Origin of the sequence: Roseovarius tibetensis (genome assembly GCF_050896375.1) — a bacterium.
Classification (GTDB): Bacteria; Pseudomonadota; Alphaproteobacteria; order Rhodobacterales; family Rhodobacteraceae; genus Roseovarius; species Roseovarius tibetensis.
Genome location: NZ_JBPBBB010000009.1, coordinates 91,429 through 107,072 on the forward strand (window position 1 = coordinate 91,429; position 15,644 = coordinate 107,072).

The 15,644-nt window shown below is 65.0% G+C and carries 13 protein-coding genes; 9 read left to right on the plus strand and 4 right to left on the minus strand.

Annotated elements, in window-relative coordinates; genetic code table 11:
- Positions 1–66: 66 nt before the first annotated feature.
- The 3 genes from ACROSR_RS08515 (at position 67) to ACROSR_RS08525 (ending at position 3,945) form a co-directional block, all read left to right on the plus strand.
- Complete coding sequence (locus tag ACROSR_RS08515; protein ID WP_432684014.1) at positions 67–1,056, plus strand: NAD(P)H-dependent flavin oxidoreductase; 990 nt, start codon at positions 67–69, stop codon at positions 1,054–1,056.
- Positions 1,053–2,780 (plus strand): acyl-CoA dehydrogenase family protein, encoded by a 1,728-nt coding sequence (locus tag ACROSR_RS08520; RefSeq protein ID WP_432684016.1) that lies wholly within the window; start codon positions 1,053–1,055, stop codon positions 2,778–2,780. Before ACROSR_RS08515 ends, ACROSR_RS08520 begins: the two co-directional genes overlap by 4 nt.
- 172 nt (positions 2,781–2,952) lie before the next feature.
- On the plus strand, positions 2,953–3,945 hold the full coding sequence (locus ACROSR_RS08525) for an aldo/keto reductase (RefSeq protein WP_432684018.1): 993 nt from the start codon (positions 2,953–2,955) through the stop codon (positions 3,943–3,945).
- Between the two features lie 183 nt (positions 3,946–4,128).
- Here ACROSR_RS08525 and ACROSR_RS08530 read toward each other — a convergent pair whose 3' ends face one another.
- The 3 genes from ACROSR_RS08530 to ACROSR_RS08540 form a co-directional block, all read right to left on the minus strand.
- Positions 4,129–6,216, minus strand: coding sequence for a 3-hydroxyacyl-CoA dehydrogenase NAD-binding domain-containing protein (locus ACROSR_RS08530; protein WP_432684020.1), 2,088 nt, complete (start codon positions 6,214–6,216; stop codon positions 4,129–4,131).
- A gap of 225 nt (positions 6,217–6,441) precedes the next feature.
- Entirely contained in the window at positions 6,442–8,184 is a 1,743-nt protein-coding gene (locus tag ACROSR_RS08535) for a DCC1-like thiol-disulfide oxidoreductase family protein (protein WP_432684022.1), read from the minus strand.
- Positions 8,185–8,399: 215 nt separating this feature from the next.
- On the minus strand, positions 8,400–9,800 hold the full coding sequence (locus ACROSR_RS08540; protein WP_432684024.1) for a hypothetical protein: 1,401 nt from the start codon (positions 9,798–9,800) through the stop codon (positions 8,400–8,402).
- Between the two features lie 273 nt (positions 9,801–10,073).
- Here ACROSR_RS08540 and ACROSR_RS08545 point away from each other — a divergent pair, with 273 nt between their 5' ends.
- Complete coding sequence (locus ACROSR_RS08545; protein ID WP_432684026.1) at positions 10,074–10,328, plus strand: GlsB/YeaQ/YmgE family stress response membrane protein; 255 nt, start codon at positions 10,074–10,076, stop codon at positions 10,326–10,328.
- Between the two features lie 126 nt (positions 10,329–10,454).
- Here the strand turns inward: ACROSR_RS08545 and ACROSR_RS08550 are convergent, their stop codons facing one another.
- Positions 10,455–10,856 (minus strand): hypothetical protein, encoded by a 402-nt coding sequence (locus tag ACROSR_RS08550; protein ID WP_432684028.1) that lies wholly within the window; start codon positions 10,854–10,856, stop codon positions 10,455–10,457.
- A gap of 116 nt (positions 10,857–10,972) precedes the next feature.
- On the opposite strand from ACROSR_RS08550, the gene ACROSR_RS08555 reads away from it, so the two are divergent.
- The 5 genes from ACROSR_RS08555 (at position 10,973) to ACROSR_RS08575 (ending at position 15,630) form a co-directional block, all read left to right on the plus strand.
- Entirely contained in the window at positions 10,973–11,722 is a 750-nt protein-coding gene (locus tag ACROSR_RS08555) for an ABC transporter ATP-binding protein (protein ID WP_432684030.1), read from the plus strand.
- The gene (locus tag ACROSR_RS08560) at positions 11,715–12,431 is read left to right on the plus strand and encodes an ABC transporter ATP-binding protein (protein WP_432684032.1); all 717 of its coding nucleotides are present in this window, start codon (positions 11,715–11,717) and stop codon (positions 12,429–12,431) included. Before ACROSR_RS08555 ends, ACROSR_RS08560 begins: the two co-directional genes overlap by 8 nt.
- 52 nt (positions 12,432–12,483) lie before the next feature.
- A complete protein-coding gene (locus ACROSR_RS08565; protein ID WP_432684034.1) occupies positions 12,484–13,686 on the plus strand; it encodes an ABC transporter substrate-binding protein in 1,203 nt (400 codons plus the stop codon).
- A 79-nt stretch (positions 13,687–13,765) separates the two neighbouring features.
- A complete protein-coding gene (locus ACROSR_RS08570; protein ID WP_432684036.1) occupies positions 13,766–14,653 on the plus strand; it encodes a branched-chain amino acid ABC transporter permease in 888 nt (295 codons plus the stop codon).
- Positions 14,653–15,630 carry a branched-chain amino acid ABC transporter permease gene (locus ACROSR_RS08575; protein ID WP_432684038.1) on the plus strand — a complete coding sequence of 326 codons (978 nt, stop codon included), beginning with the start codon at positions 14,653–14,655 and terminating at the stop codon, positions 15,628–15,630. Before ACROSR_RS08570 ends, ACROSR_RS08575 begins: the two co-directional genes overlap by 1 nt.
- Positions 15,631–15,644 lie beyond the last annotated feature (14 nt).

The following is a 15,644-nucleotide window of genomic DNA, read 5'->3' on the forward strand; positions in this document are numbered from 1 at the left end:
TGCCGCCGATCCCGGCGACGCGCCAAGCCGTGACGCCGGGGCACGGCGCAGCCGTGAAGGAGACACATGACCAAGCCTGATCCCGTCGCCGCACTCAAGACAAATCTTGCGCTGCCGCTCATCGGCGCGCCCATGTTTCTCGCCTCCGGTGTCGATCTGGTCGTCGCGCAATGCTGCGCGGGGATCATCGGCACGTTCCCGTCGCTGAACGCCCGGCCCGCCGCAGAGCTTGACGTCTGGCTGACCCAGATCGAACGCAGCCTTGCCGCCTTCAAGGCAGAGACCGGCCGCACGCCCGCACCCTATGGCGTGAACCTGATCGTGAACCAGTACAACGAACGGCTGGACGAGGATCTGGCGACCTGCGTGCGCCACAAGGTGCCGTTGGTCATCACATCGCTTTCGGCCCCCGATATCGTGGTCGAGGCAGTGCACGGGTATGGCGGCGTGGTCTTTCACGACGTCATCAAGGCGCGCCACGCCCGCCGGGCCGCCAAGGCCGGTGTCGACGGCCTTGTGCTGGTCAGCGCCGGCGCGGGGGGGCACGCGGGCACGCTCAACCCTTTCGCGTTGGTCGAGGAGGTGCGCGCCGACTGGGATGGCCCGCTCGTGCTATCGGGGGCCATCGCCAATGGTCGGGCGGTTCTCGCCGCCGAGGTGCTGGGCTGCGATTTTGCCTATGCGGGCACCGTGTTCATCCCCAGCTTCGAGGCGATCGCCCCCGACCCTCACAAGCAGATGATCGTGCGCGCCGAGACCGACGGCATCGTCTACACACCGCTCTTTTCGGGCACCCATGCCAACTACCTGACCGAAAGCGTCGAGGCCGTCGGCATCGACCCGGAAGAGGCCCGCCAGGCGCAGCCGCGCCGCATGACCGCAAAGACCGATCCGGACCGACCCAAGGCCTGGAAGGACGTCTTCAGTGCGGGACAGGCCGTCGCCCAGTCGCGCGCGATCGAGCCTGCGGAACAGATCGTCGCGCGACTGGCCAAGGAATACGATCTCGCCCGTGCGCGGCTCGGGGACGGATCGCGCCGGAAAGAGACAGCATGACGGACACCAACTCGAACAACATACCAGACAGCCGGGGCACCAATGCCTATCGCGCCGACCCGGTCTTTGAAGACCTGATGGAAATCTACCTGCCGCAGGACAGCCAGTCGCGCATCCTGCCCGAACTCGACCGAATGGGCGCTCTTGTCGGCGATCGGCTGGAGGATCTTGCGCTGGCCGCCGATCACAACCCGCCGGTCTTCAAGCCGCGCGATCGCACCGGCGCCCGCGCAGAGACGGTCGTGAAACACCCCGCCTACGAAGAGCTGGAAAGCATCGCCTTTGGCCGTTTCGGGCTTGCGGCGATGTCTCACAGGGCGGGCGTGTTCGATGCGCCCGGCACCGCGCACCCGGTCGCCAAATACGCGCTTACCTACCTGTTCGTGCAGGCCGAATTCGGCCTTTGCTGCCCGGTATCGATGACCGACAGCCTGACACGGACGCTGGTGAAATTCGGGGATCCGGCACTGGTCTCGCGTTTTTTCGACCGGCTGACATCGCAGGACATGGACACGCTGTTCCAGGGCGCGATGTTCATGACCGAACAGGCCGCCGGATCGGATGTCGGCGAGATCGAGACCGTGGCCCGGCAACAGGACGGCGAATGGCGCCTGACAGGGGACAAGTGGTTCTGTTCGAACCCGGACGCGGCGCTCGCGATGGTGCTTGCACGGCCGGACGGCGACGGCGCGGCCCAGGCGGGCACGAAGGGGCTTTCGCTCTTTCTTCTGTCGCGTCATCTTCCCGATGGCAGCCTCAACAGCTACCGGATTCTGCGGCTCAAGGACAAGATGGGCACGCGGTCCATGGCCTCGGGCGAAATCGCCCTCGAGGGCGCGACAGCCTATCTTGTGGGCGAGGCCGGTGCCGGCTTCAAGCAGATGACGGACATGATCAATATGTCGCGCCTGGCCAATGGCGTACGAAGCGCGGGCCTGATGCGCCGCGCCGTGGGCGAGGCGCTGTTCATCGCGCGGCACCGACAGGCCTTCGGCGGACGGTTGATCGACAAACCCCTGATGCGGCGACAGCTTGCCAAGATGCTTGTACCGACAGAGCAGGGTCGCAGCATGGTCTTGCACACCGCCCGCGTCCTGCACGCAGCCGATGCCGGTGATGCGGACGCGGCACGGGTGCTGCGGATCCTGACACCACTGGTAAAGTTCCGCACATGCCGCGATGCCCGCAAGGTGGCCGGGGACGCGATGGAGGTGCGTGGCGGATGCGGCTATATCGAGGAGTTCTCGGATGCCCGCGTGCTGCGCGACGCGCATCTCGGCTCGGTCTGGGAGGGCACGTCGAACATCATCGCGCTCGATGTCGCACGCGCTGTGCGCCGCGCCGGCGCGCTGGACGCGCTGGATGCCTACCTCACCGCGCGGCTGGCCGAATGCGACGACGATCTGTCGCAAGAGCTTGCCCCCCATGTCGCGCGCGCCGTCGCGCTGACCCGCGAGGTGTCGGAAACCGGGGCGGACGTCGAGACGCGTCGCGCGGCCTCGGCGCTCTACTCGGCTGCGTCGGCCGTGTTCATGGCGTGGGAATCCGCCCACCTGCGGGGCCAGTCCGGCAAAGACCGCGCAGTGCTCGCCCGGATGGTGGTGCGGCACCGTCTTGTGCCGCGCGATCCGCTGGCCCCGGCCGGGTCCGAACCCGAGGACCTTGCGGGATTGCTCGATCGGGCCGGGATCGACGTGGTTGCGGCGGCGATGTCCGCGCAATGACGCCCGGACCCGAACCGCGCCCTAGTCAGACCATGCATGTCGTGACGCGACAGCGGGACGCCGGCGCATCCGCGGCCGGTGGGTCGGCCCCGGACGGGTGTCGGCTGCCGCCACTTGGCACCGGGGGCAACATGACGTTGTCCACCGCTCACCTCCAAAGGAAGATCACGCTATGAAAACCCGTACCCTCGGCGCGGCCGGGCCGACCGTTTCGGCCATCGGTCTTGGCGCGAAGAACATCTCGGGCTTTTACGGTCCGTCCAGCGAGACCGAGGCTTTCGAGCTTCTCGACCGGGTCCGCCACCTTGGCGTCGATCATCTCGACACGTCTGACGTGTACGGCAACGGGCATTCGGAACAGGTGATCGGACGGTATCTTGCCGATCGCGGGCCGGTGTTCCGCATCGCGACCAAGGCGGGCATACGCACCGATCACAACACGGGCGCACGCGTCTATGACAACAGCGCCGAATACCTTTCCGCCGCGCTGGATGACAGTCTGTCCCGGATGGGCGTCGACCGGGTGGATCTGTTCTACGTGCACCGGCGCGAGGCCGAACGCCCGATCGAAGAGGTGACAGAGGCGCTTGCGGCACTTCAGAAAACCGGCAAGATCGGGGGCTTCGGGTTCTCTGAAATCGCGCCGGCATCGCTCGATCGTGCGGCGCGCATCCATCCCGTCGCGGCGGTACAGTCGGAATACTCGCTGTCGACACGCGCGCCGGAACTGGGCCTCGTCGAGGCCTGCGCGCGGCACGGCACCGCCCTCGTGGCCTTTTCTCCGGTGGGGCGCGGCCTTCTGACGGATACCCCGCCGGATGCGGGGCGCGTGGCAGCCTCGGCGTTTTTGCGCGTGAACCCGCGCTTCACAGAAACGAACCTGCGCGAAAATATCGCGGCCACCGATCGCTTGCGCGCCGTCGCGGCGGATATGGGCGTGCCGACCGCGGCGCTCGCGGTGGCGTGGCTGCTACATCAGGACGACAGCGTCATACCGATCCCGGGCACCCGCAGCCCGGATCATTTCGCAGAAGCCGTGCACGGGATGACCCTGGATCTTGGCCCCGACGCGATCGCCGCCATCGAGACGGCCCTGCCCCGCGGCTGGGCGCATGGGGACCGCTACAGCGAAACGCAGTGGAACGGGCCAGAGCGTTACTGTTGACCGCCGCCCGCCCGCCGTCCCGGCCTGTCGGTAACACGTGGGGCAGAGCCGCACCCGAACCGGCATCGCCTTGAGGTCGACGGTCTGACGCGTGTGCACCACCCCCCGTCGGTGCGACCTCGCGACAGGCACGTTGCAACGGGGCGCCACCGACGCGGTGACCGGCCCGGATATCCGGGTGTCTCAGTCGTTCAGGCTGGCAAAGCTGCGGTTTTCGGCAACAAGCCTGCGCAGCAGCGGCGCGGGATGCCAGAAGAACGCATCCTCTCTGGCCCATGTCTCGATATCGGCCAGCAGCCCGGACAGACCTTCGGCATCGGCCCAGTGCATCGGACCGCCGCGCCAGCGTGGAAAGCCGTATCCATGAAGGAACGTGACGTCGATATCGAGCGGCCGGCGCGCGATACCGTCCTCCAGCACGCGGGCAGCTTCGTTGATCAGCGCGCCCATGTAGCGCCGCTGGATCTCGGCGTCTGAAAACGCGCGCGGCGTCACGCCATGCTCGGCCCGGGCCGTCTCGACAAGGGCGAGGACCTCGGGATCCTCCTCGCCGGTCCGGTCAGTCGCATAAATGTAATACCCGCGGCCTGTCTTTTGTCCGTCGCGGCCCATGTGGTGCAACGTGTCGGCCCATGTGGGCACGATATCGCGCGGATCACGGGTTGCGGCCTTGCGCCGACGCGTCGCATAACCGATGTCGAGCCCCGCCATGTCGGCCATCTGGTATGGTCCCATGGGCCAGCCGAACGCGCGCACGGCGCGGTCCACCTGATAGGGGCTTGCACCTGCCAGCACCATGCGATCGGCGGCGGCGCGATAGGCCGACAGGATACGGTTGCCGATAAAGCCGTCGCAGACCCCGGCCCGCACCGCGATCTTTCCCAATGTCCTCGCAAGCGCGAAGGCCGTCGCGGTGACATCGGGTGCTGTCGTGTCCGGCACGACAACCTCGAGAAGCTTCATCACATGCGCGGGGCTGAAGAAATGCAACCCGATCACGTCCGACGGGCGGGATGTCCCGGCGGCAAGCGCTGCCACGTCCAGGTAGGACGTGTTGCTGGCGATCACCGCGCCGGGCTTCAGAACCCGGTCCAGATCGGCAAAGACCGCGCGTTTCAGGTCCATGTCCTCGAAGACCGCCTCGATGGCCATATCGACGCTGGCAAGCGCATCGACCTCCGTCGCGGTGCCAAGCGCCCCGGACAGGATCGTGTCGCGTTGTTCGACCGTCAGTTTGCCACGTTTCACCGCACCGTCGAGATTGCGGGATATGGTGGCGACGGCCCTGTCGGCGGAACCGGTATCGCGTTCGATCAGTGTCACATGCAGCCCGCCCAGCAGCGCCGCCGTGGCGATGCCCGAACCCATGGTCCCGCCACCGATCACACCAAGGGCCGAGATTTCGCGCGGCGCAACGCCGTCGAGTTCCGGCAGCTTGGCCACCTTGCGCTCGCTGAAAAAGGCGTGGATCAGGCCGGCGCGCTGCGGGGTCGCCATCATCGCGTCGAAAATGCGCCGTTCATCCGCAAGCCCCTCGGCAATCGGCATATGACCGGCCGCACCGATGGCGTCGATGGCGGCAAGGCGCGCGACCTCGCCCGGCGCCTTGCGGTGCCACTTGGTCCGCGCCTGCGCCTGCGCCTGCGGGTCGGGCCGGGGACAGGGCATCGCCCCGACCGGGCGCGGCCCGGCATCCTGCGCAACCAGTTCGCGGGCATAGGACAGACCGACGCTGCGGGTCTCGCCCTCGGCCAGCCGGTCGGCCAGCCCCAGTTCGATCGCGCGACGGGCCGTTACGGTCCCGCCCGCGGGGATGATTTCCAGCGCGGCGGCGATCCCGATCAGGCGCGGCAGACGCTGCGTGCCACCAGCGCCGGGGACAAGGCCCAGATTGACCTCTGGCAGGCCCAGCCGGGCCGTGGGCGTCACCAATCGGTAATGGCAGCCAAGCGCCAGTTCCAGACCGCCCCCAAGGGCCGCGCCCTGAATGGCGCAGACAACGGGTCGCGGTGACGCCTCGATCAGCTTGATGATCTCGCGCAATTTCGGATCGCGCGGCGTCCTGCCGAATTCCGAGATGTCGGCGCCACCAACGAAAAGCTTGCCCGCCCCCAGGATCAATGCCGCCCGCGCCGCCGGCTCGGCCTTGAAGCGATCAAGCGCGGCCACCAGCCCGACGCGCACGGCATGGCCGATCGCGTTGACAGGCGGGTTTTCGATGGTGATGACTGCGATCGCATCGTCCAGTTCATAAGTTACCGGGTCGCTCACACGTGCCTCTCTTTCCGTCCTTCGGTCGGTCCCGACGTCTTGTCCGACATTACTAGGTTCGAACGCGCCTACAATCCGTTCCAACAGTACATCGGTCGACGTCCCGCATTTCACCGCGACCGCCACGCGTTCGTTCGGCCTGACCTGCGGGGGCGCGACATGATCCGCGCGCACCTCGCCAAAGGATGTCACCAACGCGCGAGCGATGACAGGCGAGCCCGCGGATCAATCGCACGGGGTGGGTCTGGCCGTCTGGACAGGCCTGAAATGGAAAAACTTGCGCACCCAGCCGGCGTGAAGCATGTCACCGTCAGCCGCCAGAAGCGCGGCCCCCGTGACCGGACCGACACGCTCTTCGTCTCGCGTGAATGTGACCTTGGCATCGGGGGTTTCTTCCAGAACGCTCAGCAAATGGTAATAAACCAATGCGCGATCGTCCTTTTGCGCCAGCCGTTCGAGGTATGCCGAACCTTGCGCCTCCTCGATCACGACGAGATCCTCGAGATACCCGAATGGGCCCGGTGGCGCCGGCAAGACAAGGTGATTGCTCACCCCGCCTTCCAGCCGAAGGTTGGCAAACATGTTCATGGCCTGCGCGGTCTTGAGCCCGAGATACGGGGCCACGCAGCTGAGAAAGAAAAGCACACTGATGATGTTGAGACCGGGAAGCCGGGACAGGAAGAACGAGCCCCGCTCTTCATCCGCCTCCTGAGGACGCCCATGCAGGATGATGGCGGCGAGTGGCCAGACGACCAGCAGCAACCACGCAAGGCCCACGAGCGTGAAATCTTGCAGGGCCGCCGCCAGCGCGATCAGAACCAGCATGACCATGATGAAGGCCACCCCGCCAAGGCTGTTGATGCGCTGGTCCAGCCGAACGTAAAGAGGGCTTTGGGTGATGCGCAATGCGGCGCCGGGCGTCAGAAACAGCGTGTGCAGAACGATCGAGAGCGTGGAAAAGGTGGGATACATGGCGTATCCGCTAAGCGCGAGCAGCGTGTGAAACCCGATCCCGGCCGAAATCCCGAAATGCCGCCAGCGTGAAACCATCAGCATCAGCATGATCGCCCCTTCCACGACGAAGGTGCCGTAGATGGCCAGATGGTGCATGGCCGGGATATCGACCCACGCAAGCGGTGCGGGCATCTCGCGCCACAACGCGACGGCGCAACTGACGGTCGGGTCGAGAAAGTCGGTATTGATCTTGTGGAAGATCCCGAAGGTATACATCACCAGCAAAAGCACACGACCAACCGGCCGGATGTCGCTGAAGAAGCGGTCCCAACTGTTGCCCCGCAACCAGTGCCACAGCCCGGCCGCGATCAGGGTGAGTATCAGAAAATTCTTGATGATCGTGTGATTGGAATAGAGCGGTGCCTGCAACCAGCCATCGACCGCAAGAACCAGCACCGTTGCCACAAAAAGCCGGCGCGAACCCGGTGAAAACATCATGACCAGCCCCAGCAGCAGCAGGGGCAGCGTGGTGATCTGATGGGTCAGCGGGGCATAGCGGAAGAAATAGATGAATACATGCAGCACAGCGAATAGCCCGAGAAACCGCGCGAATAGGGCGAAAAGCGCCGCCTCGCCGGGATCGCGGCTGCGCATCGCCGCGCGGCCCATCAGAAATAGCGTCGCATTCCGCCCCGCCCGCAGGACCGGGTAAAGGCCGCGCGCCAACAGCCTGTGTCTGAAAATCCCCGCGCTGATCCGGTTGAGCACGCCGCTGCGCGTGCTGAGCATGCTCAGAATGTGCATGGCTTCGTCGCCGTGATACAACTGCCCGCCCGTCTCCACCACCATCCCGTTATCGGGATCGAGATCGAGCGCCGCGAACCTGGCACGGGCCTTCGGCGCGTCGCGCAGGTCATGCAGGGTCACGGGCCCCGCGCTTTCGCGCAGCCGCAAAAGCTGGACATAGCGCGTGCAAAACGGGCATTGCCCGTCGTAATAGATATCAAGGCTCACGCGGCATTCGCATTGTGCTACGGACAGTCTCGGAATTCGACCGCCAGTCGAAAAACATCCGCACTCGTATGACAGGCCGGATCAGGCTTGGCAACAACCACAGGCAGAGCGTGGCGCATCACCTGATCGGGATGGATCCGGCGACGCGACGGCCCCCGATCCCCGCGTGCGCGGCCCAACGTGACAATCGCTCGTGCCCGACACCCGCGGCCCCGTCACAACACGAAGGCGTAAATCACCACCCAGATCGACAGGACGGTCCCGCACAGAATCGTGTAGACGCCGTTCCACACCCATCCGACGCGCAGCGCGCTGATGCCCGCGAAGGACCCGATCAGCAGGGTGGTCGCCGTAAAGGGCGAACTGGCCCCGCTCAGCGCCCAGCCGGCCGCCAATGCCACGACGATGGCCGTCGGTGTCACGCCAAGACTGTCCGCGCCGGGAATGAGCGGCGCGATCAGCGTCACGGCGAGGATCGGGTTCATGCCCGCCTGCCCCGCCAGCGGGATCAGCCAGACGAAGGCCACAAGGATGACCCAGGGCGGCAGCACCGACAGGTCGAGCCCGGCACGCTGCATGAGCGGCCCCAGCAGGGCCGAGCCGACGGTGCCGATATACCCCGCCATCATCAACAGCGTGAGTTCCTCGCGGTAGCCCGGCAATTCCTGCATCACGTAAACCCCGACCCGTCGCGCCACCGACCGGACCGGCGCATGCGCCCAGTGCTGGATCATCAGCCAGATAATCGCGATCACCGGCACGATGACCACGACCAGCCCGACGATCCGCACATCCGTGATCGCCGACAGGCCGATCACGCTGATGACCAGAACCCCCAGCAGCGTCACCAGCGGCAGCATCAACGCCCAGGAACCGTCAGGTGTCTGACGCCGGGGTGGCACGCGCAGCCGGGGCTTGAACGCGGCGTCCAGCCCCCAGCCGACCCCGGCCAGCAGCGCCGAAGAGACCAGCCCCGGCACCATCGCCTGCGCCCAGCTTGTCCCCGGCACCAGGCTGATCGATATCGCCATGGCAAAGGACAGGGGCGACCACGGCAGGGTCGACACGAAGCCCCGCTGAATGGCCAGAAGCATCCGCCGGATGCGATGTCCGCGCACCTCCGGATCGGGTTCGGACCCGGCATTCGTCAACGCCAAAGCCCCCAGCAACTGGATGGCGCCGTAATTGAGCAGCAGGGCAAAACCCTGACCGCCCACGGTCAGGGCCGCATACCGCCGACCGGGTCGCTGACCCGAGAGGAACCGCCCCGCCGCCTGCACGGCAGGCGATGTCTGGGCGACATTGCGCAGGGTCGACAGCGCCGAGAAGAACGCCGCGATGAACGCCGCCGAGCGCAGACCGTCCAGAACCGGTCGGTGCCAGTCGGCGGCGCTGGCCGCCAGCGCCAGCGTAAGACCGAGGGCCACCGCGACAAACGCCTTGCGCGACATCCGGACCTGCGCCGCAAGAAGGATGACGACCAGCACCACGAGGACGGGTTTCACCGGCGCCAGCCATGCCACGACATGCCATTCGTGAAAGATGACCAGGCAGGTGATCCCGATCAGCATGGGGCCGCAGAGACGATCGACCACCCGGTTTTGATCCTTGTCCATTCTCGCGACCATCCCAAAGCTTGCAGACCTCTTGTGCCCGCCGAAGGGTCAGGCGGCAAGGGCCGGGGGCCGCCGTCTACGCCGCAGCAGGGCAAAGGGCACGCCCGGACGGCAAGAAGCGGATATCAGCGATCTTGCCATTGCAGCCCGACACCGATAGGCGTTGGCGGACTGTTGCGGGTTCACCGGCGGTGTCGCCGCATGACGCAAGATATCAATGGGGCACGACATCCGGATGGCCGGGTACGCCTGCATGGATTGGAAGGACTTGAAATGGCTCTCGAAAGTCTGTTCGTTGCACTCATCGTGGGGGCCGTGGCCGGTTGGCTTGCAGGGCTGATCGTAAAGGGCAACGGCTACGGTCTGCTTGGCAATATCGTGGTCGGGATCGTCGGCGCGTTCGTGGCCAGCCTCATCCTGCCAAGGCTGGGTCTGAGCATCGGCAGCGGGATGTTCGGGGCCATCATCCAGGCCACCATCGGGGCGGTCATCCTGCTGTTCCTGATACGGTTGGTCAAACGCGCCTGACCTCGGTATTCGAAAACGGTCGCGGCGCGCGGTATCACGCGGGTCCTGGCTTGCGGTAACATCGGACATTCGTGTTCCGGTCCGCGATCAGGCCCGCGACCCGATGGTCGCTGCGCGGCCGGACGCCTACATGGTCACGGCCGCGATCAGAATCCATGCCTGCGGCTCGCCCAGTGTCAGCAATGTCGCCGCGCCAACCCCGCACCAGAGCAGGGGGATGGCGACCAGCAGACCTGTCCATCTACCCGCCGTGACGAGGCTGAGCATGCCAAGACAGGCGATGGCCGTCGGATCAGGGGGCAAGGCCGAAAATTTCGGCCTGTGCCAGGGGACGCCCGAACGCAAGACCCGGAAACGGGTAAAGGACAAGCGCAAGGGCAAGCAAACCATGCCCGGCAATCTTCGTGGCGCGACCGCTCGTGCTTGGCGTGGCAAGGCAGCCCCTGTCAGCGCGGCGATGATCGGAAACAGCCAGAGCGCATGATTGTGAAGCTCGAACAGACGAAAGTAGACATCGGGGCCGAACATCCCCAAAAGACGATATCGATGTTTACATCCTGGAATTAGACGTTAGCGTTGCCATCGAAACGCCCCGGGCATGCAGAACGCGCGCAGGGCAGCGGCAACGACAATTCGGAGTAGGGATGGCAATCGCGCTGCAAGCGAAAGGGTTGACGAAGGAGTTCAAGGGCTTCGTCGCCGTGAACAATGTCGATCTTTCGATCGAAAAGGGATCTATCCACGCGTTGATCGGCCCGAACGGTGCCGGCAAGACGACGTGTTTCAACCTGCTGACCAAGTTCCTGCAGCCGACGCGCGGCACGATCACCTATGAAGGCCGCGACATCACCCGGATGAAGCCCACCGAAATCGCCCGGCTGGGCATGGTGCGCTCGTTCCAGATCTCGGCCATCTTCCCCGACCTGTCCGTCTTGCAGAACGTCCGGGTCGCGTTGCAGCGTGTGCGCGGCGAAAGCTACGATTTCTGGCGGTCCGACCGGATCCTGTCGCAATTTGACGATCAGGCAAGGGGGCATCTTGACGAGGTCGGACTGACGGATCTGACGAACGAACGCGCCGCGGCGCTTCCCTATGGCCGCAAGCGGGCGCTGGAAATCGCGACGACCCTCGCGCTCAGCCCGGACATGCTGCTGCTGGACGAGCCGATGGCGGGCATGGGCCGCGAGGATGTCGAGCTCATCTCTCAATTGATCCGTCGCATCGCGAAGAACCGTACGGTGCTCATGGTGGAACACAACCTGTCTGTCGTGGCCGACCTGTCGGACCGCATCACCGTCCTGGCACGCGGCGAGATCCTGGCCGAAGGCACCTACGCAGAGATTTCCAACGCCCCCGAAGTGGTCGAAGCCTATATCGGAGCGAGCCATGAGTGACCCGTCCAACGCGTTGTTGAAGGTCGCGGGCCTTCAGGGCTGGTATGGTGAAAGCCATGTCCTGCACGGCATAGATTTCGAGGTCCGCAAGGGCGAGGTCGTCACCCTGCTGGGCCGCAACGGGGCCGGCAAGACATCGACCCTGCTGGCGATCATGGGCATCCTGCGGAAACGCACCGGGTCCGTCACCTTCGCGGGGACCGAGATCATCGACAAGCAGCCACGCCAGATCGCCCGGCTGGGGGTCGCCTTCTGCCCCGAAGAGCGCGGGATCTTCGCGTCGCTCAGCGTCGAGGAAAACCTGATGCTGCCGCCGCGCATCGCCGAGGGCGGCCTGAGCATAGAGCGTATCTATGACCTCTTCCCGAACCTCTACGAGCGGCGCAACAGCAGCCAAGGCTCCAAGCTGTCGGGCGGCGAGCAGCAGATGCTGGCGATCGCCCGCATCCTGCGCACCGGCGCCAAGACGCTGCTTCTCGACGAGCCGACCGAGGGGCTGGCCCCCGTCATCGTCCAGCAGATCGGCCACACCATCAGCGCGCTCAAGGACGAGGGGTTCACCATCGTGCTGGTCGAACAGAACTTTCATTTCGCCGCATCGGTCGCCGATCGGCATTACGTCGTGGATCAGGGCCGCGTCGTGGACATGATCCCCAACGATCAGCTTGAAGAGAATACCCAGAAACTGCACGACTATCTGGGTGTCTGAACCCGGACACCCGGTTCAACGGCGCATGCGCGCCGAAATCAGGAGGAAAGACATGATCAGGAAACTCGCAATAGGTTTCTCGGCACTGGCCGCGGTGAGCGGAGCACCGGCACTGGCCCAGGACATCGACGTCAAGCTTGGCGTCCTCAACGACCGTTCGGGCACCTACGCGGACCTGTCCGGCGAAGGCTCGGCCGTGGCCACGCGGATGGCGGTCGAGGATTTCGACGCCGCCGGCAAGGGTCTGAACGTCGAGGTCGTCTCGGCCGACCACCAGAACAGGCCCGATGTCGGCAGCAACATCGCGCGCGAGTGGTTCGAGGCCGATGGTGTCGATGCCATTGTCGACGTGCCAACATCGTCGGTGGCGCTGGCCGTGGCCGACATCACCGCCGACAATAACGGCGTATTCCTCATTTCCGGCGCCGGCTCGACCAACCTGACGCGCGAACAATGCCAGCCGACCACTGTGCACTGGACCTACGACACCGCCGCGCTGGCCAATGGCACCGGCGGCGCCGTGACCAAAGCGGGCGGCAAAAAGTGGTTCTTCCTGACGGCCGACTATGCCTTCGGCCACTCGCTGGAAGAAAACACCATGGAAGTCGTCCGCGCGAATGGCGGCGAGGTCATGGGCAGCGTGCGCCACCCGTTCCCGGCGCAGGACTTCTCGTCCTACCTGCTTCAGGCGCAAGGCTCGGGCGCTGACGTGATCGGGCTGGCGAATGCTGGCAGCGACACCGTCAACGCGATCAAGCAGGCGTCGGAATTCGGCATCACCCAAGCAGGTCAGTCGCTGGCGGCACTGCTGATGTTCGTCACGGACGTGCACTCGCTGAGCCCCGAAACGGCCCAGGGTCTGCAACTGACCGAGGCCTTCTACTGGGACCAGAATGAGGACACCCGCGCCTGGACCGAGCGTTTCGAGGCCGAGATGGGCTCCAAGCCGACGATGGTCCATGCCGGGGCCTATTCGTCCACCATGGCCTATCTCGCGGCAGTCGAGGCGCTTGGCAGTGCCGAGGATGGCGCGGCCGTGGTCGCCCAGATGCGCGACATGGAGATCGACGATCCGTTCTTCGGCAAGGTCACGATCCGCGGCGACGGGCGTGCGATCCACGACATGTACCTCTTCGAGGTCAAGTCACCGGACGAGTCGACCGGCGAGTGGGACCTCTACAAGCAGATCGCGACGATCAGCGGCGAGGATGCTTTCCTGCCGATGCTGGAAGAGTGTGACTTTTCCAAGCAGTAAGCGCTGACGCGAACCGCCCCCCGGCCGAACCGGGGGGCGGTCGTCCCTTTATCCCGAGACCAAGCCAAGGATAGCCGCAATGTTCGAGCTTCTGGGAATACCGCCGCAGGTCCTGCTGGGCCAGCTTCTGCTGGGGCTGATCAACGGGTCGTTCTACGCGGTGCTGTCTCTGGGACTGGCCGTGATCTTCGGGTTGCTCAACATCATCAACTTCGCCCATGGCGCGCTCTACATGGCGGCGGCGTTCGTGGCGTGGATGCTGCTGCACTATCTCGGTATCGGCTACTGGCCCGCGCTGATCCTCGCGCCGCTGATCGTGGGCGCCTTCGGGATGGTGCTGGAACGCACGATGCTGCAACGTCTCTACCATCTCGATCATCTTTACGGGCTGTTGCTGACCTTCGGTCTGGCCCTCATCATCCAGGGTTTGTTCCGCAACTATTACGGCGTGTCCGGTCTGCCCTACCAGATCCCCGACGTCTTGTCGGGGGGGCAGAACCTCGGCTTCATGTTCCTGCCCAACTATCGCGCCTGGATCGTGGTCGCGTCCGTTCTGGTGTGCTTCGGCACGTGGTTCATGATCGAAAAGACACGGCTGGGCGCCTACCTGCGCGCCGGCACTGAGAATCCCACGCTGGTTGGTGCCTTCGGCGTCAACGTGCCGCTGATGATCACCCTGACCTACGGGTTCGGCGTGGCCTTGGCCGGGTTCGCCGGCGTGCTGGCCGCGCCGATCTATTCGGTCAACCCGATAATGGGCGAGCAGCTTATCATCGTCGTCTTCGCCGTGGTCGTGATCGGCGGCATGGGGTCGATCATGGGCGCAATCCTGACCGGCTACATGCTCGGCATCGTCGAGGGCCTGACACGTGTGTTCTATCCCGAGGGGTCGTCCGTCGTGATCTTTGTCATCATGGCGATCGTCCTCATGCTGAAACCTGAAGGACTGTTCGGGAGGCCCGTCTGATGGCTTTGGACCAAAACACCACCGACACCGCGCCGGTGGCAGAATCCGCCGGCATGCCCATGCTGCACAAGATCATCTTTGCCGTGCTGCTGGTCTTTCTGATCGGGCTGCCATTCTTCGTCTATCCGGTCTTCGCGATGAAGGTGATGTGCTTTGCCCTTTTCGCGGCGGCGTTCAACCTGCTGCTGGGGTTTGGCGGGCTGTTGTCGTTCGGCCATGCCGCCTATTTCGGCAGCGCGAGCTATGTCGCCGCGCATGCCGCCAAGGTCTGGGGGCTGACCCCGGAACTTTCGATCCTGTGCGGTGCCGCGGCGGCGGGCGTGCTGGGCCTTGCCATCGGATCCCTGGCGATTCGCCGGCAAGGGATCTATTTCGCGATGGTCACGCTGGCCTTTGCGCAGATGGTCTATTTCATCGCGATTCAGGCGGACTTCACCGGCGGCGAGGACGGCCTGCAAAGCGTACCACGCGGCGACCTGTTCGGCCTGATCCCGCTGGCCGACAACATGGCACTTTACTTTTTCGTGCTGGTGATCACCTTCGGCGGCATTCTCATGCTGTACCGGATCGTGCATTCGCCCTTCGGTCAGGTGCTCAAGGCGATCCGAGAGAACGAGCAGCGCGCCATTTCGCTCGGCTACGACGTGAACCGCTACAAGCTCATTGTGTTCACGCTGTCGGCGACGATGGCGGGTGTGGCCGGTGCCACCAAAAGCCAGGTGTTCCAGTTGGCCACGCTCACCGATGTGCACTGGTCGATGTCGGGCGAGGTCGTGTTGATGACCCTTCTGGGCGGCATGGGCACGATCTTCGGACCGCTGGTCGGCGCGGGCATCATCGTGACAATGCAGAACTATCTGGCGACCTTCGGGGCCTGGGTCACGATCATTCAGGGCGTTATCTTCGTCATCGGTGTGCTGATGTTCCGCGAGGGGATCATCGGCGTGCTGGCACGCTGGTTAAAGCGACCCCTGTGAGGCGCTGAGACGCA

Bases quoted from the DNA above. Each gene is read 5' to 3' on its own strand.
- ACROSR_RS08515 (WP_432684014.1), top strand. From the start codon at position 67: ATGACCAAGCCTGATCCCGTCGCCGCACTCAAGACAAATCTTGCGCTG.
- ACROSR_RS08520 (WP_432684016.1), top strand. From the start codon at position 1,053: ATGACGGACACCAACTCGAACAACATACCAGACAGCCGGGGCACCAAT.
- ACROSR_RS08525 (WP_432684018.1), top strand. From the start codon at position 2,953: ATGAAAACCCGTACCCTCGGCGCGGCCGGGCCGACCGTTTCGGCCATC.
- ACROSR_RS08540 (WP_432684024.1), bottom strand. From the start codon at position 9,800: ATGGACAAGGATCAAAACCGGGTGGTCGATCGTCTCTGCGGCCCCATG.
- ACROSR_RS08545 (WP_432684026.1), top strand. From the start codon at position 10,074: ATGGCTCTCGAAAGTCTGTTCGTTGCACTCATCGTGGGGGCCGTGGCC.
- ACROSR_RS08550 (WP_432684028.1), bottom strand. From the start codon at position 10,856: ATGTTCGGCCCCGATGTCTACTTTCGTCTGTTCGAGCTTCACAATCAT.
- ACROSR_RS08555 (WP_432684030.1), top strand. From the start codon at position 10,973: ATGGCAATCGCGCTGCAAGCGAAAGGGTTGACGAAGGAGTTCAAGGGC.
- ACROSR_RS08560 (WP_432684032.1), top strand. From the start codon at position 11,715: ATGAGTGACCCGTCCAACGCGTTGTTGAAGGTCGCGGGCCTTCAGGGC.
- ACROSR_RS08565 (WP_432684034.1), top strand. From the start codon at position 12,484: ATGATCAGGAAACTCGCAATAGGTTTCTCGGCACTGGCCGCGGTGAGC.
- ACROSR_RS08570 (WP_432684036.1), top strand. From the start codon at position 13,766: ATGTTCGAGCTTCTGGGAATACCGCCGCAGGTCCTGCTGGGCCAGCTT.
- ACROSR_RS08575 (WP_432684038.1), top strand. From the start codon at position 14,653: ATGGCTTTGGACCAAAACACCACCGACACCGCGCCGGTGGCAGAATCC.